Source organism: Niallia sp. 01092 (genome assembly GCF_052318935.1).
GTDB lineage: Bacteria > Bacillota > Bacilli > Bacillales > Cytobacillaceae > Niallia.
The window spans coordinates 82,045-103,835 of record NZ_JBQRKO010000006.1 but is presented as its reverse complement, the minus strand read 5'-3'; the positions used below and the strand labels follow the sequence as shown (position 1 = coordinate 103,835).

Below are 21,791 nucleotides of genomic sequence, written 5' to 3'. Positions count from 1 at the left end.
CGACTAAGTACGCAACGTAATTACTTTTCGTCGATTGATTTGCATCCTTCGAGCCTGTGGTCTACAAGTACTCTTCTTCTTATCCATATAAATAGGAAACTCATGATTATTTTTTACTAAGGCTCTGTTAAATTCCATTATTGATTTTCAAATGGTCAGGGAATCTACTCCCTTTCCATAAACAACATTATAGTTTAGCTGAGCCTTTACTATAAAAAAATCTACTATCCTTACAATTCCTTGTATAAATAAAAAAATAGTTGGAAATGATGTAACTATCACTATTTATTTATCGTAAAATTTTGGGAGTTGAGTATAATGAAATTACGCCAAGATGCTTGGTCAGAGGAAAATGATTTATTATTAGCGGAAACAGTATTGCGTCATGTGCGCGAAGGCAGCACACAATTAAATGCCTTTGAAGAAGTTGGAGATAAGTTGAATCGAACTTCTGCAGCTTGTGGATTTAGATGGAACGCTGTTGTACGACACCAGTATGAAAAAGCGCTGCAATTGGCTAAAAAGCAACGAAAACAACGGCAAAGAATGTTAGGGAAGGATCAGAGTGGAAAGAAGAAACTACTTTACTCGCCACCTGCCCCAACAGCAGATGACTTCGAGGCATTATCTGTATCTACCAATGTAGAAATGGGCTTATTGGAAGCAGATGTTTTACCTCCACAAGAGGAAGTTATAGCAAGCTACCAACCAAGTAATTTCGAACAAAATGAGAATTATCAGCAGGCTAATGTAAGATCCAATCCTACTTACAATACGAATAACCTAGACTTTGATACTGTTATTTCTTATTTGCAAAATTTTAGAAACTTACAAATGCAAGTGGATATTTTAAAAAGCGAGAATGAAAGATTAAAAAGAGAAATAGGTACATTAAGAAGTAAAAATAAGGAATTAGAGAACACTTTGAATAACCTGGAGAACAATTCAGAAACGATTCAAGAAGACTACGAAACATTAATGAAAATAATGAATAGGGCAAGAAAACTTGTTTTATTAGATGAAGAGGACCGACCTGCCACTAAATTTAAAATGGATAAAAACGGGAATTTAGAAAAAGTAGCAGAATAAGTTAATAACAAAGAGATAAAAAAAGAGGAAGAGGACACTGGCAGCCATTCTCGATTAAATAAAGAGGATTTTCCTAAAACTACTTTACCATGCTGTTTATAGCAATGGTAAGCATAATTAGGAAAAATCCTCTTTTTGATTGGCTGTTTTCGTATATATTGTTGCTTTTAAACTCGCAGCCCGAATACACTTCGTCCGTTTAGCGAGCGTCGAGCCTCCTCGTCGCAAACGCTCCTGTGGGGTCTCGTCTTTCTCGCATTCCCACAGGAGTCTATGTGTATTCAGTCTGCTGAGTACTTCTTCTCCCATTTTTTCACGTGAAAAACAACAAACTTTGAGAAAACAGCCTTTTGATTATACAAACGCTTGTAAAATCTTGTCGTTTCTTTCTGTTACGCGCTGATAGTACGCATCAAATAAAGAGATTTCTTCCCCTTGCAGTTGATCGGCATATAATAGGCCCGCATGTTCCTTTAACGTCCATAATAATCTTGTCATTACTTGATCCACGGTTAATTCTACTCCGAGAAGTTCAGATAAAGATGCCATAACATCTGGCTTAATCACTGGAAAAGCAAGTCTTGTTTGTTCATTTGCAACACCTAATGAATAAAACTGCTGAATTAATTCGCCTCGTTTTTTCCCGCTGCCGTTCACACAAAGATAAATTTGCACTGCTACAGCATTACGAATTCGCCTTTGTGATATGCCGGCAAATTTTTTGCCGTCTATACTAAGATCATAGCTGCCTGGGCAATAAGACCCTTTAATTTCTTTTGCTTCAATATCTCGCTGAAAATTAGCAAACATCCGCTTAATTAGTTCCCACATCACATCATATCCACTATTTATATCTATTCCTTTCTCCTGCTCCGGCAAGATGATGGAAATATTTAATACATCTTGATCTAATACAACCGCCAGTCCACCTGAATTACGTACAATATAACGGTATCCTTGATCTTCTAAAAATGCCAGCGCCTTTTGCATATGAGGCAGCTTTGTATCTTGAATACCTAGTGCAACGGTACGGTCGTGGACCCATGTCCGCACCGTTGCAGGAGAACTGCCGCTGCCTACAGAAGCACATAATGTATCGTCCATTCCAAACGAATGCAGTGCTGATACATGCAGCCCTGTGCTGGACTGATCAATAATTCTCCATTTTTCTTGATGCAACAAATTATGATTCTCTTTCATCCTTAATCTCCTTTTTTCAGGAACAAATAATACCCTATTATAACGGAAACAATCTGGGAAAAAAAGAAGATAGATTATCTAATTTTTCGGTGGAAAAGCCATCAGGGGTTGTAGAGGAAAAACTTTGTATTGTTTCCATACCAAAAATGCCTGCTATTTTGCAGCAGACATTTTTGGTATGGTACTCTATGTACCGCTATTTAGTTGCTTAAGCTTTGAGCTGCTGTAATTAATGCTAGTTTATACACATCTTCTTCATTACAGCCGCGGGAAAGGTCATTTACCGGACGGTTTAAGCCTTGTAAAATCGGTCCTACTGCCTCAAAGTTTCCTAGTCTTTGAGCAATTTTGTAGCCAATATTTCCTGCTTCTAAACTTGGGAATACGAATACATTTGCGTCTCCTTGAAGTGGTGAATTCGGCGCTTTTTGTTTAGCAACAGATGGAACAAACGCTGCGTCAAATTGGAATTCTCCATCAATTACTAGAAGTGGATCTCTTAATTTAGCTTCTGCAAGAGCTGCTTCTACTTTTTCTGTTTCAGGAGACTTTGCTGATCCTTTTGTCGAGAAGCTTAATAATGCAACTCGTGGATCCACATCAAACATTTTTGCTGTTTTTGCACTTTCTACAGCGATTTCTGCAAGATCTTGACTATCTGGAGCAATATTGATTGCACAGTCCGCAAATACATATTTTTCATCTTCACGTACCATAATGAAGACACCAGATGTCTTTTTTACACCTTGCTTTGTTTTAATAATTTGCAATGCTGGTCTAACTGTGTCTGCAGTAGAGTGAATCGCTCCACTTACTAATCCTTCTGCTTTGTTTGTATAAACAAGCATTGTACCAAAGTAGTTTTCATCTAAAAGAATCTTTCTACCATCTTCTTCTGTTGCTTTTCCTTTACGCCTTTCAACAAAAGAAGCTACAAGTTCATCGAATTGATCATATTTTTTTGGATCATAAATTTCTGCTTTTTCTAAAGAAACACCTAAGTTTTTTGCTTTTGTTTGAATTTCTTCTATATCGCCAATTAAGATAGGAGTTAACACGTTTTCTTCCGCTAAACGGCTAGCTGCTTTTAAAATTCTTTCATCCAATCCTTCAGGAAAAACAATTCTTAGATCTTGTCCAGTTACTTTTTCTTTTAAACCTGTAAATAAATCGCTCATTCATTTACTCCTCCTATATATCTTATAGTCCCTATTATAGGATACTCTACCATAGTAAAAATTCAAGGAGTAACCACTATATTTATGAAATCTCTCCCTTTTTTCATATATTTGACAAAATTTTTCCGACTATTTAGCAATTTTACTTGATTTATTTCATCTCAATTTTCTTTTTCAGCAAGTTGTATGCAACATGATTTTGGAGAAACTATGTTATAGTAGGGTTATATATTTAACGTTTCAACGTTTAGGAGTGATAAGATGAGTGAAGCAGCAAAAACGCTGGATGGCTGGTATTGTCTCCACGATTTCCGAACAATTGATTGGACGACATGGAAAATGTTATCCAATGATGACAGACAAGCAGCAATCCATGAATTTCTTGGGTTATTAGAAAAATGGAGCACTGTTCAATCCGATAATAAAGGCAGCCATGCATTATATACGGTTGTTGGACAAAAAGCAGATTTAATGATGATGATTTTGCGCCCGACAATGGAAGAGCTAAACGAAATAGAAACAGAATTTAATAAAACAAAATTGGCAGAGTTTACAATCCCTGCCCATTCCTACGTATCAGTAGTAGAGTTAAGCAACTATCTTCCAGCTGATTCTGATGAAGATCCATATGAGAACCCTCATATTAAAGCAAGACTATATCCGATTCTTCCAATGGCAAAATATGTTTGCTTCTATCCAATGGACAAGCGCCGCCAAGGAAATGATAATTGGTATATGCTTCCGATGGAGGATCGAAAAAATCTGATGCGCAGCCATGGCATGATCGGCCGCCAATATGCCGGAAAAGTAAAACAGATTATTACAGGTTCTGTTGGCTTTGATGATTATGAATGGGGAGTTACACTATTCTCTGATGATGTTCTTCAATTCAAAAAACTCATCTATGAAATGCGCTTTGATGAAGTAAGCGCACGCTACGGAGAATTCGGTTCTTTTTTTGTAGGAAATCTTTTAAAAGTGGAATCTATTCAGAGCTACTTAAACGTAAATTAAATAGTAGAAATATTTTAGGATAACGAAAAGTGGATGACATTATCGTTATCCTTTTTCTATTTGGCTACCCTGAAAAGAAGTTCCGCAGCGTGAATACACTACGCTTTCCGCGGGCGAGCGCCGAGCCGCTTCGTCGCTACGCTCCTGCAGGGTCTCGTCTGTCTCGCTTTCCCGCAGGAGTCTTCGTGTATTCACGCTGCTCTGCGCTATAAATGTGAAGACTGCTTCTTTCCATGTGCCATGGTGCAAATTTTATTGCATGGGTGTCTCTGTTAAATTCCATTGTTGATTTTCAAAAGGTCAGGAAATCCACTCCATTCCTATAAACAACATTAATGTTTAACAGAGCCTTCTTTTTAAATGTACTATTACTAACATTTAATCAAGATAGGCATAAGTGTGGAAATCCCTTCATAGGATGAAATAGTGAGTTTTACTTTACCAGAAATGAATAATGGCAACTTCGATCATTTGGATGGATGAAATATGTTTACTTCTTTTTAAATAAATGGAGGGATGAAAATGAGTCAGTATTACGGTCAAAATCCTACGTACCGCAATTATACAAATTACGGCTTTCCACAAGGTTATGGAGCAGCTCCTGGGCAAACACCTGAGGGACAGCAATTTGCCCCCCAGCAAGCGCCTGCTCAACCTACTACACCACCTGCATTACAAGGACAGCTGCCAATTGAAGCATCTTATATTGAAAATATTTTACGGTTAAATAAAGGCAAACTGGCAACTGTTTATACAACATTTGAAAATAACACACAATGGAATGCAAAGATTTTTAAAGGAATTATTGAAGCTGCTGGCCGTGATCATTTGATTTTAAGCGATCCACAAACTGGTGTACGCTATTTAATTCCAATGGTTTATTTAGATTACGTTACATTTGAGGAAGAAATTGAGTATGAATATCCATACGGAGCAGCAGCACCAGGTCTGTCGGTCTACCCGCCAAGATAATATTCGATGGGGCTGTACTTCTTTTGAAAAAGAAAACAAAATACGGAGCACCCTATTTTATACAATTACAATTAAAATAGGCGTGGCTCCGTTTCCTTTGCTACAAATTATAAATGTTTAACAGCACCAATAATTAATAATACCCAAGCAGTTAAAAAGGCCAAACCGCCAATTGGTGTGATTGCACCTAAAACACTAATTTTACTAAGAGCTAAAACATATAAGCTTCCAGAAAATAGAATAATGCCTGCGAGCATCAGCCAGCCAGACCAGCTTAATAAATTGCTTTGCGGGAATTTCATCATAAGTGCTCCGATAATTAAGATCCCTGTACTATGGAACATTTGATATGTCACAGCTGTTTTCCAAATTTCTAAATACTTTGCACTTATTTTTCCTTCTAAACCATGTGCACCAAACGCCCCTAACGCTACCGCTAAAAAGGCATTTAACGCCCCAATTATAATAAAAGTTTTCATCATATTCTCCTGCCTTATCTTAAATTGTGTGTTCAAAAAGGCTACAAATTAGCAGCAAGCCAACAAAGAGATTCGACGCTTATCAATTAGGTGACTTTTTGAACTTCTTCTTAAAAGTCAAATAAAGAGTCTCCATTACCTTCGTCTGTATTTAATTTCTGTGTTTGTGTTTGTTGTATAGGTTGTGGGGCAGGACTGAACGATGGCTGCGGAGTAATTGCCGGCTGCTGCACGACTTGATAAGACAAGCTTGCCCCTTTCTCTTCCTGTTCTAAAATCAGTTCACATAAAGATTTAATCGCGTGAACACGCTCTCTTATTCGCGACTCCGATTCACTTGCTTTTGCTTCTTTTAATTGATCTTCCATTTTTGCTAATAATTTTTGGATTGATATATTCATCTCTCGCTCCTTTGCTTTTTATAAATAGGCTACCCTGACATAAGCTATGTTAAAAGGGGTTTTCCGAAGCTTATCGCTCGCTTTCCGCGGGGCGAGCGCCGAGCCTCCTCGTCGCTTTGCTCCTGTGGGGCTCGCCTGTCTCGCTAATCCCGCAGGAGTCGAGCGAACGCTTCTCCAAACCAACATCATTCTTAGCTCTAACCCCTTATATCTTCACGCTGAATGAACACTATTTATTTTCATCCCCCATGGTACAAATCTTTATTAGCATAGGTGGCTCTGTTAAACTCTGTTAAACATGCCTGTTGATTGCAGCGAGAGACGTTCGCTTTGCGCCTTCGGGGTCTCCCTTTGACTCGCTTTTCCCGCAGGAGTTTCACGTCTTCGCTCCAATCAACAAAGTGTCAATATTAATAATTTACTTTAACACAGCCAATAAATAAAAGGCAGACTTCCATTTAAGCCTACCATAATTGTTTGTTCATACTCTTATTATATTATTCCTGATCAAAAAAATCATCCACACGCCATTCAATCTGCGCTTTTCCCCATTTGGATAAAATCTCGTTTATTTTAGAAAAAGGTTTGCTTCCAAAAAAGCCGCGATAAGCAGATAATGGGCTTGGATGGCTGGACAAAATTACTTCATGTTTAGTCGTGTCAATAAAGGTCAGCTTTTCTTGGGCGGGTTTTCCCCATAATACAAATATTACTGGATCTTCCCGTCTATTCAGCTCTTTTATTATTTCGTTTGTGAAAGTTTCCCATCCTTTCCCTCGATGAGAATGAGCTTTCCCCTCTCTTACTGTCAAAACGGTATTTAATAACAGTACTCCTTGATCTGTCCAGCTTTTTAAATAGCCATGATTCGGAATAGGGCAGCCGAGATCCTCCTTTAATTCTTTATACATATTTTTTAAAGAAGGAGGAGTAGGAACATTAGGTTGAACAGAAAAACTTAAGCCATGGGCTTGATTAGGTCCATGATAAGGATCCTGCCCTAGTATCACCACTTTCACATGATGATAGGGAGTAAATAGTAAGCTATTAAAAATATCCTTTTGGGCGGGATAAATCGTATATTGTTGATATTCCTGCTGTAAAAAAGCTTCAAGCTTTAAAAAATAGTATTTCTGTTTTTCTTTCGCTATAAAAGATTGCCAATCATTCTGTATTAATAAATCTCCCATGTTAGTTCTCCTCGCTAAATGTTACGTTTACAGAATACCCTAACTGTTCATAAAACTGCTTTAATGTCTTTTTCGCATTTGTTTCTGCAACCGTTAATATCCCTTGATCTATCGCTTCCTTTTGTATTTCTTCCTTTGCTTCATTTGCTAAAGAATATGCCTCATTCCAGTCTACTTCCCCTCTGAAAACCCCTGCTAACGAGTAAGTTTCTACTTTTTCAAAATCAATAGAAGGGTCTTGCAATATTTGCGCATGTTGCAAATGCAGCGTTATTTGCTTTTTATCTTCGTCGATTTTCAAATCATCAGCAGACAAATTTTCTAGATTTACCCCTGCCGTTACAGCACCTGGAACGACGAGTAATATCTTTCTTTTTGTTCCTGGGATATTGGTTTCAATTTCTTTACCAAATAGCTCATTATCCTCTTTTTCGAGGATGACTTTTACAAAGGCTTGAGAGGTTGCTAGGGAAGATAAATCTTTCATTTGTTCTAAGTAACTGCTCGTTCTTACTGACGCTTTTTCGGTAAAAGCAATCTTCCAAAGCCCTGCAATCACCGCCAGCAGTACCATGATTGTAACAAACAGAAAAAATAGTAGTTTAAACTGCCGCCTTTTTCTCTTAAATAAACGTAATGTAGGGAAGCTGAATTCTCGTGATCTATTTATTCCAATCGCTGCGCTCGCTTGTTCCTTTTCGGCAGCACTTAACTCTTTTTTTAGTATTTCTTTTTCTTTTTTATTAACCATCTTTTCTCCCTTTCTATCAATTGTAAATGGTTAGTTGAACCTTATAGCATCCCGCCCCATTTGTCAAAAGGATTGTTCATTTGACTATTTTGCACAAACAGAAGGCTGCTCTAAATGGTAAAATGCAAATTCCCATAATGGGTTGCATTCTTTCCTTTAGAGCAGCCTTCTATTGAAAAGGGGCCGGAGCTATGCCTACTTGACTAAAAAAACCAGTGATGGTGCTTCATAGTTTGTTTTTTTATCCTTATGCAAGATGGTTTGGCTTCGCTCGCGCCGCCTTTATTAGGTTTGATTCTGCCCTCATTTCTTTTTAGATGGTGAAGACGAGGGATGAATCTTCATTTGAGTTTTATGTTAGGAACTGAACATGCTATCCTAGCAATTTATCATAGATTGTTTTTGCATAAACAGGATCTTTTGTATCATGAACAAGCGCTCTTCCATCCGTAAATAGAACAATTCTTGCTTTTTCCATTTGTACCGATAATAAAAACGGGTTTAACTTTACAGCATATCCATTGTTTTGCAAGCTTTCAGCCAATCTGTTCAGCGATACCTTTTTTTCTTTCGATGGCCGGATCTGCACGGTATCTCTGCCGCATAAAATCGCTGTTTTTGTTTGATTATTCTTGTCTAAAAATGGATAAGTCGGCTCTGTTCCACATGAGGTACACGTAGATTTTTTCATGCGGTTCACTTTTAAAGACTGATAATGATTATTCCATAAATCGAAGCTTAAAAATGTTCCTCTTAACGCTTCCGTATCCTCTACTAAAAGCTTCATCGCTTCTGTGACTTGATGGGTTACCACCATTTGGACAGCAGGGGCTATTATTCCACCGGTATCACATGTCATTCCTTGAAGAGGAATAGTCTGTAATAAACAGTGCAAACATGGTGTTACACCAGGAATAATTGTATAGCTCATGCCGACACTGCCGACACAGGCACCATAAATCCATGGTTTATTATATTTTTGGGCTGCATCATTAATAAGCATCCTTGTTTCAAAATTATCTGTTGCATCTAAAATGACATCTACGCTTGCAATGATATTTTCCAATAAATCAATCGATGCTTCACTAACAATCGCTTGTATATCACATGCTGAATTCACTGCTTGCAATCGTTTTTGGGCGGCAATTGCTTTCGGCAGTTTCTTTGCTACATCTTCTTCTGTATACAACGTCTGCCGCTGCAAATTGCTTGATTCAATATAGTCTCGATCAATAATAGTTAATTTTCCAATTCCCGCTCTTGTCAGCATTTCGGATGCACTTGATCCTAGTGCGCCTGCACCAATCAGCAATACATGCTTTTCTGCCAGCTTTTTCTGCCCTTTTTTTCCGATAGGAGGGAAAAGTATTTGGCGGGAATAGCGATCATTGTTCATCCTTTATCCCCTCTCCGTAAAACTAAAAGTTAAAACAGTATAACTTTTTGAAATTAGAAGGCTGTCCAGCTTCAGGGCTGAACAAGTCGCCTACGCTTTTCTTATCCCCCGCTTACAGGAGGAATAAATGCGATCACATCTTCTTTTGCTATTACATCGTCATCTAATGCAAATTCCTCATTAATAGCTGTCATCGCGACATCTAATGGCAATGCAGGATAGTCTTTTTGTAATAATGTCTTTATTTCGCTTACCGTTTTTCCACTAGCTTCTACTTGAACTGATTCTGTTCCGGCAATATCTTTTAAGGCTGCAAAAAATAATACTTTGTTCATTACTACTCCTCCTTTTTCAGCTCTCCTGTTAGATAAGAGATCGTCCCCTGTTGATTCCCTATCCATTCTTCTCCATCTTCCCAATGTTCTTTTTTCCAAATAGGCACTATTTCCTTTATTCTCTCAATTGCATACCTATTTGCTTCATACGCATCTTTACGATGGGGGGTGGAAACAGCGATAACAACTGCGATATCCGTTATTTCCAACCTGCCGATTCTATGGGTGATTGCCACTTCTGAATTTTGCCATTTTTCAGTTATTTCAACCCCGATTTGCTGCAGTTTCTTTAACGCCATCGATTCATATGCTTCATATATTAAGTGTAGCGTTTTTCTGCCATGTGTCAATTCCCTAACTGTGCCAATAAAAGTAGTAATAGCACCAGCATCTCTTCTAATCACTTTATCAATTACTTCTTGTACTGAAATTGGGTTATTAGTTATTTCAACGTTCATTTTGGACTCCTTTTATAACGGATTATATCATTCACTAACTTAACTGCTATTCCCATTCTACTAAAAAATATCATTATTTAATACAAATTACCTTTATCCATTCTTATAATTATAACTAGACGGAAAAAGAATATAGATTTCAATAGTCATCTAATGAAAAAAAATGTGAATAGTTGTATGATTAGTTTAAAATATTCTACAATTATCCAATCTAATTGTATATCGCTAAATATGGCAATATATTTTTAACTTTATAGTGACATCTCTAGGAGGCATTCAAAATGAAAAAAGTTTTAACATTGGCTGGATCGGATACAAGCGGCGGTGCTGGTATTCAAGCAGATTTAAAAACATTCCAAGAGTTAGGCGTATATGGAATGACTGCACTAACAACAATCGTCACAATGGATCCTAAAAACGGCTGGCATCATAACGTTTTTCCTCAGGCAATCAATACAGTCGAATCACAATTGGAAACGGTTCTTTCTGTCGGCATTGATGCAATGAAAACAGGTATGTTAGGTTCTGTTGAAATCATTGAACTTGCCAGCAAGTTAATAGACGAACATAAATTAGCTAAAGTGGTCATCGATCCAGTTATGGTATGCAAAGGAGAAGATGAAGTGCTCCATCCTGAAACAGCAGATGCACTACGGGAATTGCTTGTACCAAAAGCAACGGTTGTAACACCTAATTTATTCGAAGCATGGCAGTTGGCAAAAACAGATAAACCTATTAAAACAGTGGATGATTTAAAAGAAGCTGCTGTTAAAATTCATGCTTTAGGTCCTAAATACGTACTTATTAAAGGCGGCAGCAAATTAAATCACGAAAAGGCAATCGACCTTCTTTACGATGGAAATGACTTTACTTTTTATGAAAGTGACGTTGTAGAAACTACTTATACACATGGGGCAGGCTGCACTTACTCAGCGGCGATTACAGCAGAGTTGGCAAAAGGAAAAACAGTATTAGAAGCAGTTCAAACAGCAAAAGATTTTATCACAGCAGCTATCAGCCATGGTTTTAAACTAAATGAATATGTTGGCCCAACGATGCATGGTGCATATAGAAATAATAAAGAACAAAAAGAAACAATCAGTGCAAAATAAGACGCCATTAAATAAACAAGAGAATATACTAGCAGGAGAAAAAAGTCGGAGAAGAGCAGCGATACTAAGTAAAGACTTAAGAGACTCTCTCTCTATAGCTTCTAGGCTTTTTTTTAACAAACTTTAGAATAGGAGGAGGGAGCAAATGGAATTCGTACAAGCTGAAAAAGTACAACAGGAAATTGACCGAAAAGCAAATAAAGATGTATATATTCATCTAGAAACAACAAATGGTGCTTATGCCAATCATAAAGACGAATCCTTCTTTAATTCAGGTGCCTATATACGCAACGCAAAACTAGCCTATCAATATGGAAAAATCACTGGCAATGGCCCCTATCGAGTGGGACTTAAAACAGAAATAGGATGGGTATATGCAGAAGGAATTACTCATTATGAAGTAGATGATAAAGATCGTTTATTACTCGCTGGGCTTGATTTTGCTGGAAAGCTGGCAGTTGCCCTTGAAATCAGCGAAAAACCATTTGAATAAGATATAGAAAAGGAGGAAAAAAGTATCTATGGAAAATGAAAGACATGTTTTAGTGATCTTCCCCCATCCTGATGATGAAGCATTTGGCGTTTCAGGAACAATCGCAAAATTTACGCATAGTGGAACTCCTGTAACTTATGCTTGCTTAACGCTTGGAGAAATGGGAAGAAATTTAGGAAATCCTCCATTTGCTACGAGAGAAACATTGCCAGTTGTCCGCAAAACTGAATTGCAGGAAGCGGCAAGAGTGTTAGGGATTGAAGACCTTCGCATGTTGGGATACCGCGACAAAACGATTGAATTTTTAGCAGAAGATGTGTTAATCAACGAGTTTTCAGCACTTATCGAGGAGTTAAATCCATCGTTAGTCATTTCTTTTTATCCTGGCTACTCTGTACATCCAGACCATGATGCTACAGCAGAAGCGGTTGTAAAAACATTAGAAAAAATAGAAGCTTCTAAACGTCCGAAGCTCTATTGTTTAGCTTTTTCACGAAATTGCTATGAAGATCTTGGAGATCCTGATATAACAATGGATGTAGAAAACTATGCAGATAAAAAAATCGCTGCTCTTGGAGCACATCGCTCACAAACACAAGAGTATATGGCAATGATACAAGAAGGATTAAACAACCAAAATCCCGAAGTTCATGCAAGACTTTATACAGAAAAATTTTGGACGTATACATTTAATGATTAAAGAAGAGGACCACACCTCTTCTTTTTTTTGTGGCTGTTTTCGTATAGATTGTTGCTTTTAAACGCGCAGCCTGAATACACTTCGCTTTCCGTGGGCGAGCGTCGAGCCTCCTCGTCGCATACGCTCCTGTGGGGTCTCGTCTTTCTCGCATTCCCACAGGAGTCTACGTGTATTCAGTCTGCTGAGTACTTCTTCTCCCATTTTTTTTTCGTGAAAAACAACAAACTTTGAGAAAACAGCCTTTTTTATAAAAGTTATTCTGTGATACTATCTTCTTCTAGATTTGCTTTCACTCTCTGAAGATGATCTCCGTCTTCTGCTCTTAAAATATTGACGAGCATTCTTTTTGTCAACTTCATCATCAATCCTTTTACATGCAATTTAGCTTTAAATTGTACTTTTGTACCCTCTTCTACTTCTGAAAACTCGTATTCGTAATCAACGATTAAACCATTGGAATTACTTCTTGTCTTATAAGAAACATTCTCTTCAAAAGAAAGGAATTCAATTTCTGCAACCGCCTTTTTCCCCCGCACTTTTCTAGTTTCTTGATATTTTGTGCCAACTCCAATTGACCCATCTGTTATTTTATTCGTTTCTACTACTGCTTTCATATATTCTGGAGCATTCCTCAAATTTACCATATAGGAAAAAACAAGATCTACTGGTTTTGCAATCACTGCACTAGCCTGAAAATCAGTCATTTATTCCACCTCAAATTGTATTAAATAGGTTTGTCTCAATTAATGATAATTTCAGTATAACTGATTTTTATGTAGTGGGTGAAAATTCACAAAAAACTAGCATAATGAGTGATTACTCACTTTACATTTCGCTGATATCATATTATCATAAAAGTGAGTAATCACTCATTTTAATGGAAGGAGAATGATGATGACGAATAATCTCATTATTTCTGTTGATTCTGTTTACAAATCATTTGGTAAGCAGGCTATTCTTAATAACATAAATTTGAAGCTTCAAAGGGGAGAAATTTTCGGTTTATTAGGTCCTTCTGGCTCTGGGAAAACAACGCTTGTAAAAAAATTGGTTGGGCTTGATACACCTGATAAAGGAAACATCACCGTTTTAGATAACAAAATGCCTAATTTAAAAGTAATGGAACGGATTGGATACATGGCACAGGCAGATGCCTTGTACCATGAATTAACCGCAATGGAAAACTTGGATTTTTTTGCAACATTATATGGCTTAAAAGGAAACAAGAAAAAAGAACGGATCGAAACGGCAGCTTCCTTAGTTGACTTATCTGATCACCTTCATAAGCTTGTTTCAAACTATTCTGGAGGAATGAAAAGGAGATTATCGATTAGCATCGCACTATTAAATGATCCTGATTTATTGATTTTAGATGAGCCAACTGTTGGTATTGACCCTGTTTTACGAAAAAATATTTGGGCCAGTTTTGAAAAATTAAAAGAAAAAGGCACTTCTATTATTATAACAACACATGTAATGGACGAAGCAGAAAAATGCGATACGTTAGGCATGATTCGCAATGGTCAAATTATTGCCAGTGGGACGCCTAAAAGCTTAAAGGAACAATGTGATGCTAAGACCATGGAAGAAGCATTCTTATATTACGGAGGTCTTTCTTATGAGAATTAAGGCGCTAGTTATTCGCATTATGAAACAATTTTACCGGGATAAACGAACAGTGGCGATGATGATACTTGCTCCAATCTTCATTTTAACTTTATTAAACTTAATTTTTAACAGTGATGCGTATGAACCGAAAATAGGTCTTGTAAATGCCCCAGAGAAAGTAACAGCCTCACTTGAAGAAAGTGATGTTACTCTTTATTCTTATCAAGATAATAAGGACGCTAAAAAGGCAATAGAAGATAAAAAAATCGACGGATTTCTATCATTCGAAAATCAAACCCCATCGATCTTAATTGAAGGCAGTGATCCAACAGTAAATGGCACTACATTATCTACTATAAAAGAAGTGCTGCAGCCTGCTGATAGTAATGCTGAACATCTAAATATAGAATATTTATACGGTTCTAAAGATATTAGCCAATTCGATTCATTTGGACCTGTGCTACTAGGTTTCTTTTCCTTTTTCTTTGTATTTTTAGTAGCGGGAGTTTCTTTTTTAAGAGAAAGAACTTCAGGTACGTTAGAAAGGCTGTTATCTAGTCCCATTAGAAGATGGGAGCTTGTCCTATCTTATGTAATTGGTTTTGGATTATTTACAATGATTCAATCAAGTATTATTGTTGTCTATTCTGTTTATATATTAAACATGATAAATGAAGGTTCCATTGCTTATGTCTTGTTAACGAATCTGCTTCTTTCTTTAACAGCATTAACACTAGGTATTTTACTTTCTTCCTTTGCTAAAAATGAATTACAGATGATGCAATTTATCCCATTAATTGTTGTACCACAAGTATTTTTTTCTGGTTTATTTAATTTAGAAACGATTTCTTCTTCCATTAGTTGGATTTCCATTATTACACCTTTGTACTATGCAGGTGATGCTTTAAAAGATGTCATGATTCGCGGCAAGGGATTCGAAGATATTATCGTGCCGCTTGCTGTGCTTTTAGGCTTCTCTGTCATTTTTATCATCATTAATATTATTTCTCTAAAAAAATATCGTAAAATATAACTTATTTCAGCTTTTCTCTTTTTTGCCATCTTCCATTATAATAATAGTAATCAGTTACTCAGAAGGAGCATTATAATGTCTGATCAAGATTCAATTTTAGAACATATTCTTAAAGATGAAGCCAATATTACAGAAAAGCAAAAAAAAATTATTACTGCAGCTATTGAGGCGTTCTCTGAAAAAGGCTTTGCAGCAACCTCTACAAGTGAAATTGCAAAGAAGGCTGGAGTGGCAGAAGGAACGATATTTCGGCACTATAAAACAAAAAAAGATTTACTTTTAGCTTTGCTTGCACCAATGGTAAGTACATTTATTGCCCCTTTGATTATGAAAGATTTTGATAAGGTGCTAAAGGTTTCTCATAATAGCTTTGAAGAGTTACTCCGAGCAATAGTAAAAAACAGAGTAGAATTTTTACAAAAAAACTATACTCTGTTTAAAATTCTCATTCAAGAAATACCTTTTCACGATGACCTCAGAGAAACATTTAAAGAACAAATCGCGGTTAAGGTATTTGGTCGATTGCAAGAAATTGTTGATCAATACAAGGAAAAAGAAGAAATCATCGACATCCCTACTTTTTCCGCTGTCCGATTAGCAATCTCCTCTATCTTTGGCTATTTTATTGCCCGCTATATTATGCTTCCAGAAGCAAAATGGAATGAAGAGGAAGAAATCGAACGAACGATTCAATTTATTCTTTATGGGTTAAAACCAAGGGATTAAAAAGGCAAACCACACTTTGACGGTTTGCCTTTTTTCCTATTCATCCTTTATCACTAAATTTATTGCTTTAGCTACACCACTTTCTTCATTTGTTGCCGTTACAAAATGAGCATGTTTTTTTAATTCATCCACTGCATTTCCCATCGCAACCGCTCTGCCTGCCTTTAATATCATAGAAAGATCATTAAAATTATCACCAATTGCCATTGTATCTTTTAATGAAATTCCTTTTGACTGCACAAACTTTTCTAAGGCTACACCTTTCTGCGCATTGACTGCTGTCAACTCTAAGTTTTCTTTACCTGATGCACTAATAACCAAGCCTTTCACGCTGCTTAACTCATTTCTCACTTCATCCAGTTTCGTTTGATCTGCATGATAAGCAAGTAATTTATAGATAATGTACTCGTCCTCTTCAAATAAAGGTAAATAACTTTCTGCTTCCTTAATTTCTTCCAGCCGCTCGTCTGCCGCTTGTTGTATTTCCTCTAAATCTCTTGCATGTCCACCTACAGTAAAAATGTCCATAATCAATGCTTTTGCCATTTTTTTATCTAATGTAAATGTCCCTTTATTTGTATATACCTCATAATAAACTTGATTTTGATGTAAGATTTCTGCTACTTCTTTCGCCAGATTCTTCTCTAATGGGTTGGTTCCGATTATTTCATGCTTATTTGTTCGTATTTCAGCACCATTTACACAAATCAACGGTGTAATAATCCCAGCATCTTTTAATAAATCGCCTGCTTCCTCATAAGCACGGCCTGTCGCAATAATAACCTCTATTCCTTTTTGTTGAGCCAGCTTAACCGCTTCCCTATTTGCTGTTGTTATTTCTTGCGCAGAGGTTAATAACGTTCCATCCATATCAATTGCAATACATTTCACCATGATTTAAACACCCTCAACTGTTAATATTCCCCTTCCATAGCCCGCCTATAAAAGCATACAACTTTCCTTTTTATCAATCAAAGTATATGCATTTATTCCTAATTTAACTCCTGATGAAACATAATCTGGAAAATAAACCGATGATGTGGTATGAAAAATGTGCAATTTCCGTCGATTTTTGTAGAATAATAGCTATTTCTAAGAAAATGAAACAAAAAGAGGAGAAATTGAAACAATAAATTCTTCCCATATCACAGATAACTGGCGATTAACAAATTTCAATATCCTTTTGTTGCCAATCTTTCGTTTTATGTGAAATTGTGAACTTTTTTCAAACTTTTTGTGATTTTCCACTCAAACCGTCTATTTTTCATTATGATATAGCTATCATTTTAAAAAAAGGAGACGGTTGGAAAAAATACACCTATTCTTTTAGAATTTCCGTATATACCAGTATTTAATCAACAAGATTTAACAAAAAATTCACTGCACGAACGGACATAAACATACCTATTTTCCATCATTTTATTTAATTTTTATTAACAAACACACTGATTACGCAATGATATTTATCGCTTTTAAAAGTTTTGAAGTTCACAAATATCTCCCGAAAAATGGGAACATAAAAGAAAAGGAGGAGAAATACATGGATATGGTATTTCTATCACGTTTACAATTTGCTTCCACTACCATTTTCCACTTTATATTCGTACCAATTTCTATTGGATTAGTATTTCTAATCGCAATCATGGAAACAATGTATGTAAAAAGTGGCAATGAAGAATATAAAAAGATGGCGAAATTCTGGGGAAAGCTATTTCTTATTAATTTCGTTATCGGAATCGTTACAGGAATTCTCCAAGAATTCCAATTTGGCATGAACTGGTCTAATTATTCTCGATTTGTTGGCGATGTGTTTGGTGCACCACTTGCGATTGAGGCACTTCTTGCATTTTTTATGGAATCAACCTTTATCGGTTTGTGGATTTTTGGATGGGAAAGATTATCGAAAAAAGTTCATTTAGCATGCATTTGGCTAACTGCTCTTGGTACAACAATTTCCGCCTTTTGGATTCTTGTCGCTAACTCCTTTATGCAGCATCCTGTTGGATTTGAAACAAACAACGGCCGTGCAGAAATGAATGACTTCTTTGCCCTCATTACAAACGGTCAAGTACTTGTAGAATTCCCGCACACAGTTTTAGGTGCATTAGCAACTGGCGCTTTTCTCGTAACAGGCATTAGCGCCTACAAAATGTTAAAAAAACAAGAAGTCGAATTTTTCAAAAAATCATTCCAAATCGGAATTGCAGTTGCTCTTTCTGCTTCCTTTTTAACAGCTGTTGCCGGCCACAGCCAAGCACAATACTTAGTGAAAACACAGCCAATGAAAATGGCAGCTAGTGAAGGTCTCTGGGATAGAAGTGAAGATCCAGCACCATGGACTATGTCCGCTAACATTGATGTAGAAAAGAAACAAAACTCAAATGAAATAAAAATTCCTTATGCACTAAGTATTCTTTCTTATAATACGCTGTCAGGCAGTGTAAAAGGCATGAACGAGCTGCAAGCAGAGTATACAGCTAAATATGGGGAGCGCAACTATATCCCACCAGTAAAAACAACATTCTGGAGCTTTAGAATTATGATTGCTGCAGGTGTAGCGATGATTCTATTAGGCATATACGGTGTGTATTTAGCATGGAAGAAAAAGTTAACAACAAAATCAAATAAAGTCTTTTACCGTTTAATGATCGCAAGTATATCTTTGCCATTTATTGCAAATACTTCAGGATGGATTATGACAGAAATCGGCAGACAGCCTTGGACTGTGTTTGGTCTAATGACAACAGAAGACAGTATTTCTCCTAGTGTAAGTGCCGGTCAAGTATTATTTTCTTTGATTACATTTTCAACCATCTATGCAATTCTAGCTGTCATCATGGCCTTTTTATACGTGAAAGTAATTAAAAAAGGACCCTATATGCTAGACAAAAAAGATAGTAAAGTAAACAATGACCCATTTGCGAAGGAGGGTTTCCATGCTTGAGTTAAATGTTCTTTGGTTTATATTAGTCGCTGTTTTATTCATTGGGTTTTTCTTTTTAGAAGGATTTGATTTCGGTGTTGGCATGTCCACGCAGATTATTGCAAAAAATGATATGGAAAGACGTATTTTAATTAATTCTATCGGCCCTTTCTGGGATGCGAATGAAGTTTGGCTGATTACGGCTGGGGGCGCTTTATTTGCTGCTTTCCCTCACTGGTATGCTACGCTTTTCAGTGGATTTTATACACCACTTGTTGTTGTATTATTAGCATTGATTATCCGTGCTACTGGATTTGAATTCCGTGCAAAAGGCGACAGCCCCTTATGGAAGAAATCTTGGGATGTTTGCATCTTTTTAGGAAGCTTGTTGCCTCCGCTTTTATTTGGCGTCGTATTTGCTTGTTTCATGCAAGGTTTGCCAATCGATAAAAACATGGAATTAAAAGCTGGCTTTTTTGATATCGTGAACTACTATACACTAGTTGGCGGTTTAACCGTTTTAATTCTTTGTTTAGTTCATGGCCTTATGTTTACAACCCTTCGCACTGTTGGAGATTTACAAAATCGTGCTCGCAAAACAGCACAAAAGCTACTGCCTCTTTTAGGAATTTTATTAGCGGCATTTTCGATTCTGACGTATATTAAATCAGATATTTTTGATGCTCGAGGTGAAATTTTAACTGCGATATTCGGATTAGGTGTCATCGTATTTGTTCTTGCTGGCTTCTTTATTTCTAGAAAAAGAGATGGCTGGGCGTTTGGCATGACAGGCGGCGTTATCATCCTATCCTTTGCAGCAGTTTTTATCGGCTTATTCCCAAGAGTAATGATCAGCTCGATTAGTGAAACTTTCAGCTTAACGATTTCAAACGCAGCTTCTGGTAACTATTCTTTAAAAGTAATGACAATTGTGGCTCTTACCTTATTGCCTTTTGTACTTGGGTATCAAATATGGAGCTATATTGTATTCCGCAAAAGAGTTACTGAGAAGTCTCATCTTGAATATTAATGAAACAAGATTTACTTAAATTTAAAGGGATCAAGCCGATTCTCTTTATATTAACACTGTTAATCATTATACAAGGTGCAGCGATTATTCTGCAGGCCAAATGGCTTGCAGAAGTAATCGTTGCGTTATATAAGGGTGAATCACTTCAAAAACAATATGAGGAAATCATATTGTTTTTGTTCGCATTTATCGCCCGTCATTTTCTTCATCTTATGCAGCAAAAAATCTCATCAGATTTTGCAGAAAAAACGAGCAAAAACTTACGATTTCAACTATTGACGAAATTATTTCAACTCGGACCTAAATTTACGAAAAAACAAGGAAGTGGTACAGTTTCCACCCTTGTAATAGAAGGAATCTCGCAATTTAAAACGTATTTAGAGCTAATTCTTCCAAGAATGATTGCAACAGCAGTTATTCCGCCGATGCTGCTTCTCTATGTTTATTGGATGGATTGGATATCCGGCATTATTTTAACAATCACGATGCCGATTTTAATTGGCTTTCTTATCTTAGTCGGACTTGCTGCAAAAGGCCAAATGAACCGGCAATGGGCTACATACCGAATTTTATCCAATCACTTTTTAGATTCTTTAAGAGGGTTGGAGACACTTAAATTTCTTGGAAAAAGCAAAAAACATAGTGAAAATATTAAAAAAGTCAGCGAACAGTATCGTTCTGCCACGATGAAAACATTAAGAGTTGCCTTTCTCTCTTCTTTTTCATTAGACTTTTTCACTTCATTGTCAGTAGCTTCAGTTGCCGTTAATTTAGGTGTTCGATTAATAAATGAACATTTAACTTTATTGCCAGCACTCACTATTTTAATGTTAGCACCAGAATATTTTCTTCCCGTTCGAATGGTTGGCGCAGATTATCATGCTACATTAAATGGAAAAGAAGCGGGTGAATCGATTCAAACAATTCTTGGCAAAAAAATAAATAAGGAAGACCGCAATGTTATTGGTTCTACTATTAATGAACTCTCTTTTCATTCCGTTGGCTTTCGTCATCACGAAGACGAAGAAGAGACATTGCACGATATCACCTTTCATCTTCATGGTGTGAAAAAAATCGGAATTGTCGGAGAAAGTGGAGCTGGAAAATCTACCCTCATTGATATATTAAGTGGTTTTTCCCGTCATACTGTTGGTTCGATTGCTTTAAATGGGAGTAAAACAAGCTTAACAAATGATAGCTGGAGACAGCAGACTACTTATATTCCACAGTCTCCTTATATATTCAGTCTTTCATTAAGAGATAATATTCGCTTCTATTCTCCTGAGGCAACGGACGGAGAAGTGGTTGACGCTTTAAAAGCAACCGGTTTGTATGAACTGTATACAACATTTCCAAACGGTTTAGATGAATTATTAGGAGATGGGGGCAGAACACTGAGCGGCGGGCAGGAGCAGCGCGTCGCGTTAGCACGGGCCTATTTAAGCAACCGCCCTGTGATGTTATTGGATGAACCGACATCCCATTTAGATATTGAAACAGAATTTGAGCTGAAGAAAACGATGCTGCCCCTATTTAACGAAAAATTAGTTTTTCTTGCGACCCATCGCTTGCACTGGATGGAAGAAATGGATCTTCTATTTGTATTAGATAAAGGGCAAATAGTAGAAATAGGAACACATAAAGAGTTAGTTGCAAAAAAAGGTGCCTATTACAGGCTGCTGAAAGCGTAAGGAGTGAATAGA

At 36.8% G+C, this 21,791-nt stretch carries 23 protein-coding genes; 12 read left to right on the top strand and 11 right to left on the bottom strand.

Annotation, left to right across the window (positions count from 1 at the left end):
* Positions 1 to 318: 318 nt before the first annotated feature.
* A complete protein-coding gene (locus tag ACTXGU_RS07595; RefSeq protein WP_443480901.1) occupies positions 319 to 1,089 on the top strand; it encodes an RsfA family transcriptional regulator in 771 nt (256 codons plus the stop codon).
* Between the two features lie 354 nt (positions 1,090 to 1,443).
* Here the strand turns inward: ACTXGU_RS07595 and ACTXGU_RS07590 are convergent, their stop codons facing one another.
* Together ACTXGU_RS07590 and pta are read right to left on the bottom strand one after the other, a co-directional pair.
* Positions 1,444 to 2,289, bottom strand: a complete 846-nt coding sequence (locus ACTXGU_RS07590) for a lipoate--protein ligase family protein (RefSeq protein ID WP_443480900.1) — start codon at positions 2,287 to 2,289, stop codon at positions 1,444 to 1,446.
* A gap of 200 nt (positions 2,290 to 2,489) precedes the next feature.
* Positions 2,490 to 3,467, bottom strand: coding sequence for a phosphate acetyltransferase (gene pta / locus ACTXGU_RS07585; RefSeq protein WP_443480899.1), 978 nt, complete (start codon positions 3,465 to 3,467; stop codon positions 2,490 to 2,492).
* Between the two features lie 261 nt (positions 3,468 to 3,728).
* Between pta and hemQ the strand changes: the two genes are divergently transcribed.
* Together hemQ and gerQ are read left to right on the top strand one after the other, a co-directional pair.
* Positions 3,729 to 4,481 (top strand): hydrogen peroxide-dependent heme synthase, encoded by a 753-nt coding sequence (hemQ, locus tag ACTXGU_RS07580; protein WP_443480898.1) that lies wholly within the window; start codon positions 3,729 to 3,731, stop codon positions 4,479 to 4,481.
* Positions 4,482 to 5,003: 522 nt separating this feature from the next.
* Positions 5,004 to 5,453: a spore coat protein GerQ gene (gerQ, locus tag ACTXGU_RS07575; protein WP_443480897.1), complete on the top strand. Its 450-nt coding sequence runs from the start codon at positions 5,004 to 5,006 to the stop codon at positions 5,451 to 5,453.
* Positions 5,454 to 5,560: 107 nt separating this feature from the next.
* Here the strand turns inward: gerQ and ACTXGU_RS07570 are convergent, their stop codons facing one another.
* From ACTXGU_RS07570 to ACTXGU_RS07540, 7 genes are all read right to left on the bottom strand, one after another.
* The gene (locus tag ACTXGU_RS07570) at positions 5,561 to 5,932 is read right to left on the bottom strand and encodes a DUF423 domain-containing protein (RefSeq protein WP_443480896.1); all 372 of its coding nucleotides are present in this window, start codon (positions 5,930 to 5,932) and stop codon (positions 5,561 to 5,563) included.
* Positions 5,933 to 6,042: 110 nt separating this feature from the next.
* Positions 6,043 to 6,333, bottom strand: coding sequence for a YwdI family protein (locus ACTXGU_RS07565; RefSeq protein ID WP_443480895.1), 291 nt, complete (start codon positions 6,331 to 6,333; stop codon positions 6,043 to 6,045).
* A 497-nt stretch (positions 6,334 to 6,830) separates the two neighbouring features.
* Positions 6,831 to 7,523 (bottom strand): uracil-DNA glycosylase, encoded by a 693-nt coding sequence (locus ACTXGU_RS07560; RefSeq protein ID WP_443480894.1) that lies wholly within the window; start codon positions 7,521 to 7,523, stop codon positions 6,831 to 6,833.
* A 1-nt stretch (position 7,524) separates the two neighbouring features.
* A complete protein-coding gene (locus tag ACTXGU_RS07555) occupies positions 7,525 to 8,274 on the bottom strand; it encodes a DUF4230 domain-containing protein (RefSeq protein WP_443480893.1) in 750 nt (249 codons plus the stop codon).
* Between the two features lie 373 nt (positions 8,275 to 8,647).
* Positions 8,648 to 9,670 (bottom strand): MoeB/ThiF family adenylyltransferase, encoded by a 1,023-nt coding sequence (locus ACTXGU_RS07550; protein ID WP_443480892.1) that lies wholly within the window; start codon positions 9,668 to 9,670, stop codon positions 8,648 to 8,650.
* 101 nt (positions 9,671 to 9,771) lie between these two features.
* Positions 9,772 to 10,005 (bottom strand): molybdopterin converting factor subunit 1, encoded by a 234-nt coding sequence (gene moaD / locus ACTXGU_RS07545; protein ID WP_443480891.1) that lies wholly within the window; start codon positions 10,003 to 10,005, stop codon positions 9,772 to 9,774.
* Positions 10,006 to 10,007: 2 nt separating this feature from the next.
* Complete coding sequence (locus tag ACTXGU_RS07540; RefSeq protein WP_443480890.1) at positions 10,008 to 10,463, bottom strand: molybdenum cofactor biosynthesis protein MoaE; 456 nt, start codon at positions 10,461 to 10,463, stop codon at positions 10,008 to 10,010.
* Positions 10,464 to 10,744: 281 nt separating this feature from the next.
* Here ACTXGU_RS07540 and pdxK point away from each other — a divergent pair, with 281 nt between their 5' ends.
* The 3 genes from pdxK (at position 10,745) to bshB2 (ending at position 12,768) form a co-directional block, all read left to right on the top strand.
* Positions 10,745 to 11,575 (top strand): pyridoxine/pyridoxal/pyridoxamine kinase, encoded by an 831-nt coding sequence (pdxK, locus tag ACTXGU_RS07535; protein WP_443480889.1) that lies wholly within the window; start codon positions 10,745 to 10,747, stop codon positions 11,573 to 11,575.
* 145 nt (positions 11,576 to 11,720) lie between these two features.
* A complete protein-coding gene (locus tag ACTXGU_RS07530; protein ID WP_443480888.1) occupies positions 11,721 to 12,068 on the top strand; it encodes a YojF family protein in 348 nt (115 codons plus the stop codon).
* Between the two features lie 28 nt (positions 12,069 to 12,096).
* Entirely contained in the window at positions 12,097 to 12,768 is a 672-nt protein-coding gene (bshB2, locus tag ACTXGU_RS07525) for a bacillithiol biosynthesis deacetylase BshB2 (protein WP_443480887.1), read from the top strand.
* Positions 12,769 to 13,022: 254 nt separating this feature from the next.
* On the opposite strand, the gene ACTXGU_RS07520 is transcribed toward bshB2, so the two are convergent.
* Positions 13,023 to 13,472: an SRPBCC family protein gene (locus ACTXGU_RS07520; RefSeq protein WP_443480886.1), complete on the bottom strand. Its 450-nt coding sequence runs from the start codon at positions 13,470 to 13,472 to the stop codon at positions 13,023 to 13,025.
* 187 nt (positions 13,473 to 13,659) lie between these two features.
* Here ACTXGU_RS07520 and ACTXGU_RS07515 point away from each other — a divergent pair, with 187 nt between their 5' ends.
* The 3 genes from ACTXGU_RS07515 to ACTXGU_RS07505 all read left to right on the top strand — a co-directional run bounded on the left by ACTXGU_RS07515 (position 13,660) and on the right by ACTXGU_RS07505 (position 16,135).
* A complete protein-coding gene (locus tag ACTXGU_RS07515; RefSeq protein ID WP_443480885.1) occupies positions 13,660 to 14,397 on the top strand; it encodes an ABC transporter ATP-binding protein in 738 nt (245 codons plus the stop codon).
* Positions 14,387 to 15,409 carry an ABC transporter permease gene (locus ACTXGU_RS07510; RefSeq protein WP_443480884.1) on the top strand — a complete coding sequence of 341 codons (1,023 nt, stop codon included), beginning with the start codon at positions 14,387 to 14,389 and terminating at the stop codon, positions 15,407 to 15,409. Before ACTXGU_RS07515 ends, ACTXGU_RS07510 begins: the two co-directional genes overlap by 11 nt.
* 75 nt (positions 15,410 to 15,484) lie before the next feature.
* Entirely contained in the window at positions 15,485 to 16,135 is a 651-nt protein-coding gene (locus ACTXGU_RS07505) for a TetR/AcrR family transcriptional regulator (protein ID WP_443480883.1), read from the top strand.
* A 36-nt stretch (positions 16,136 to 16,171) separates the two neighbouring features.
* On the opposite strand, the gene ACTXGU_RS07500 is transcribed toward ACTXGU_RS07505, so the two are convergent.
* Positions 16,172 to 17,029 carry a Cof-type HAD-IIB family hydrolase gene (locus ACTXGU_RS07500; protein ID WP_443480882.1) on the bottom strand — a complete coding sequence of 286 codons (858 nt, stop codon included), beginning with the start codon at positions 17,027 to 17,029 and terminating at the stop codon, positions 16,172 to 16,174.
* Between the two features lie 646 nt (positions 17,030 to 17,675).
* Between ACTXGU_RS07500 and ACTXGU_RS07495 the strand changes: the two genes are divergently transcribed.
* The 3 genes from ACTXGU_RS07495 to cydD are packed head-to-tail and all read left to right on the top strand — an operon-like array spanning position 17,676 to position 21,779.
* Positions 17,676 to 19,079 (top strand): cytochrome ubiquinol oxidase subunit I, encoded by a 1,404-nt coding sequence (locus ACTXGU_RS07495; protein WP_443480881.1) that lies wholly within the window; start codon positions 17,676 to 17,678, stop codon positions 19,077 to 19,079.
* Positions 19,072 to 20,088, top strand: a complete 1,017-nt coding sequence (cydB, locus tag ACTXGU_RS07490) for a cytochrome d ubiquinol oxidase subunit II (RefSeq protein WP_443480880.1) — start codon at positions 19,072 to 19,074, stop codon at positions 20,086 to 20,088. Before ACTXGU_RS07495 ends, cydB begins: the two co-directional genes overlap by 8 nt.
* Positions 20,088 to 21,779: a thiol reductant ABC exporter subunit CydD gene (gene cydD, locus ACTXGU_RS07485; protein ID WP_443480879.1), complete on the top strand. Its 1,692-nt coding sequence runs from the start codon at positions 20,088 to 20,090 to the stop codon at positions 21,777 to 21,779. The genes cydB and cydD overlap by 1 nt, the downstream gene beginning before the upstream one ends.
* Positions 21,780 to 21,791 lie beyond the last annotated feature (12 nt).

What these genes read in the sequence shown, in the direction of transcription:
- ACTXGU_RS07595 (WP_443480901.1), top strand. Translation starts at nt 319, where the DNA reads ATGAAATTACGCCAAGATGCTTGGTCAGAGGAAAATGATTTATTATTA.
- ACTXGU_RS07590 (WP_443480900.1), bottom strand. Translation starts at nt 2,289, where the DNA reads ATGAAAGAGAATCATAATTTGTTGCATCAAGAAAAATGGAGAATTATT.
- pta (WP_443480899.1), bottom strand. Translation starts at nt 3,467, where the DNA reads ATGAGCGATTTATTTACAGGTTTAAAAGAAAAAGTAACTGGACAAGAT.
- hemQ (WP_443480898.1), top strand. Translation starts at nt 3,729, where the DNA reads ATGAGTGAAGCAGCAAAAACGCTGGATGGCTGGTATTGTCTCCACGAT.
- gerQ (WP_443480897.1), top strand. Translation starts at nt 5,004, where the DNA reads ATGAGTCAGTATTACGGTCAAAATCCTACGTACCGCAATTATACAAAT.
- ACTXGU_RS07570 (WP_443480896.1), bottom strand. Translation starts at nt 5,932, where the DNA reads ATGAAAACTTTTATTATAATTGGGGCGTTAAATGCCTTTTTAGCGGTA.
- ACTXGU_RS07565 (WP_443480895.1), bottom strand. Translation starts at nt 6,333, where the DNA reads ATGAATATATCAATCCAAAAATTATTAGCAAAAATGGAAGATCAATTA.
- ACTXGU_RS07560 (WP_443480894.1), bottom strand. Translation starts at nt 7,523, where the DNA reads ATGGGAGATTTATTAATACAGAATGATTGGCAATCTTTTATAGCGAAA.
- ACTXGU_RS07555 (WP_443480893.1), bottom strand. Translation starts at nt 8,274, where the DNA reads ATGGTTAATAAAAAAGAAAAAGAAATACTAAAAAAAGAGTTAAGTGCT.
- ACTXGU_RS07550 (WP_443480892.1), bottom strand. Translation starts at nt 9,670, where the DNA reads ATGAACAATGATCGCTATTCCCGCCAAATACTTTTCCCTCCTATCGGA.
- moaD (WP_443480891.1), bottom strand. Translation starts at nt 10,005, where the DNA reads ATGAACAAAGTATTATTTTTTGCAGCCTTAAAAGATATTGCCGGAACA.
- ACTXGU_RS07540 (WP_443480890.1), bottom strand. Translation starts at nt 10,463, where the DNA reads ATGAACGTTGAAATAACTAATAACCCAATTTCAGTACAAGAAGTAATT.
- pdxK (WP_443480889.1), top strand. Translation starts at nt 10,745, where the DNA reads ATGAAAAAAGTTTTAACATTGGCTGGATCGGATACAAGCGGCGGTGCT.
- ACTXGU_RS07530 (WP_443480888.1), top strand. Translation starts at nt 11,721, where the DNA reads ATGGAATTCGTACAAGCTGAAAAAGTACAACAGGAAATTGACCGAAAA.
- bshB2 (WP_443480887.1), top strand. Translation starts at nt 12,097, where the DNA reads ATGGAAAATGAAAGACATGTTTTAGTGATCTTCCCCCATCCTGATGAT.
- ACTXGU_RS07520 (WP_443480886.1), bottom strand. Translation starts at nt 13,472, where the DNA reads ATGACTGATTTTCAGGCTAGTGCAGTGATTGCAAAACCAGTAGATCTT.
- ACTXGU_RS07515 (WP_443480885.1), top strand. Translation starts at nt 13,660, where the DNA reads ATGATGACGAATAATCTCATTATTTCTGTTGATTCTGTTTACAAATCA.
- ACTXGU_RS07510 (WP_443480884.1), top strand. Translation starts at nt 14,387, where the DNA reads ATGAGAATTAAGGCGCTAGTTATTCGCATTATGAAACAATTTTACCGG.
- ACTXGU_RS07505 (WP_443480883.1), top strand. Translation starts at nt 15,485, where the DNA reads ATGTCTGATCAAGATTCAATTTTAGAACATATTCTTAAAGATGAAGCC.
- ACTXGU_RS07500 (WP_443480882.1), bottom strand. Translation starts at nt 17,029, where the DNA reads ATGGTGAAATGTATTGCAATTGATATGGATGGAACGTTATTAACCTCT.
- ACTXGU_RS07495 (WP_443480881.1), top strand. Translation starts at nt 17,676, where the DNA reads ATGGATATGGTATTTCTATCACGTTTACAATTTGCTTCCACTACCATT.
- cydB (WP_443480880.1), top strand. Translation starts at nt 19,072, where the DNA reads ATGCTTGAGTTAAATGTTCTTTGGTTTATATTAGTCGCTGTTTTATTC.
- cydD (WP_443480879.1), top strand. Translation starts at nt 20,088, where the DNA reads ATGAAACAAGATTTACTTAAATTTAAAGGGATCAAGCCGATTCTCTTT.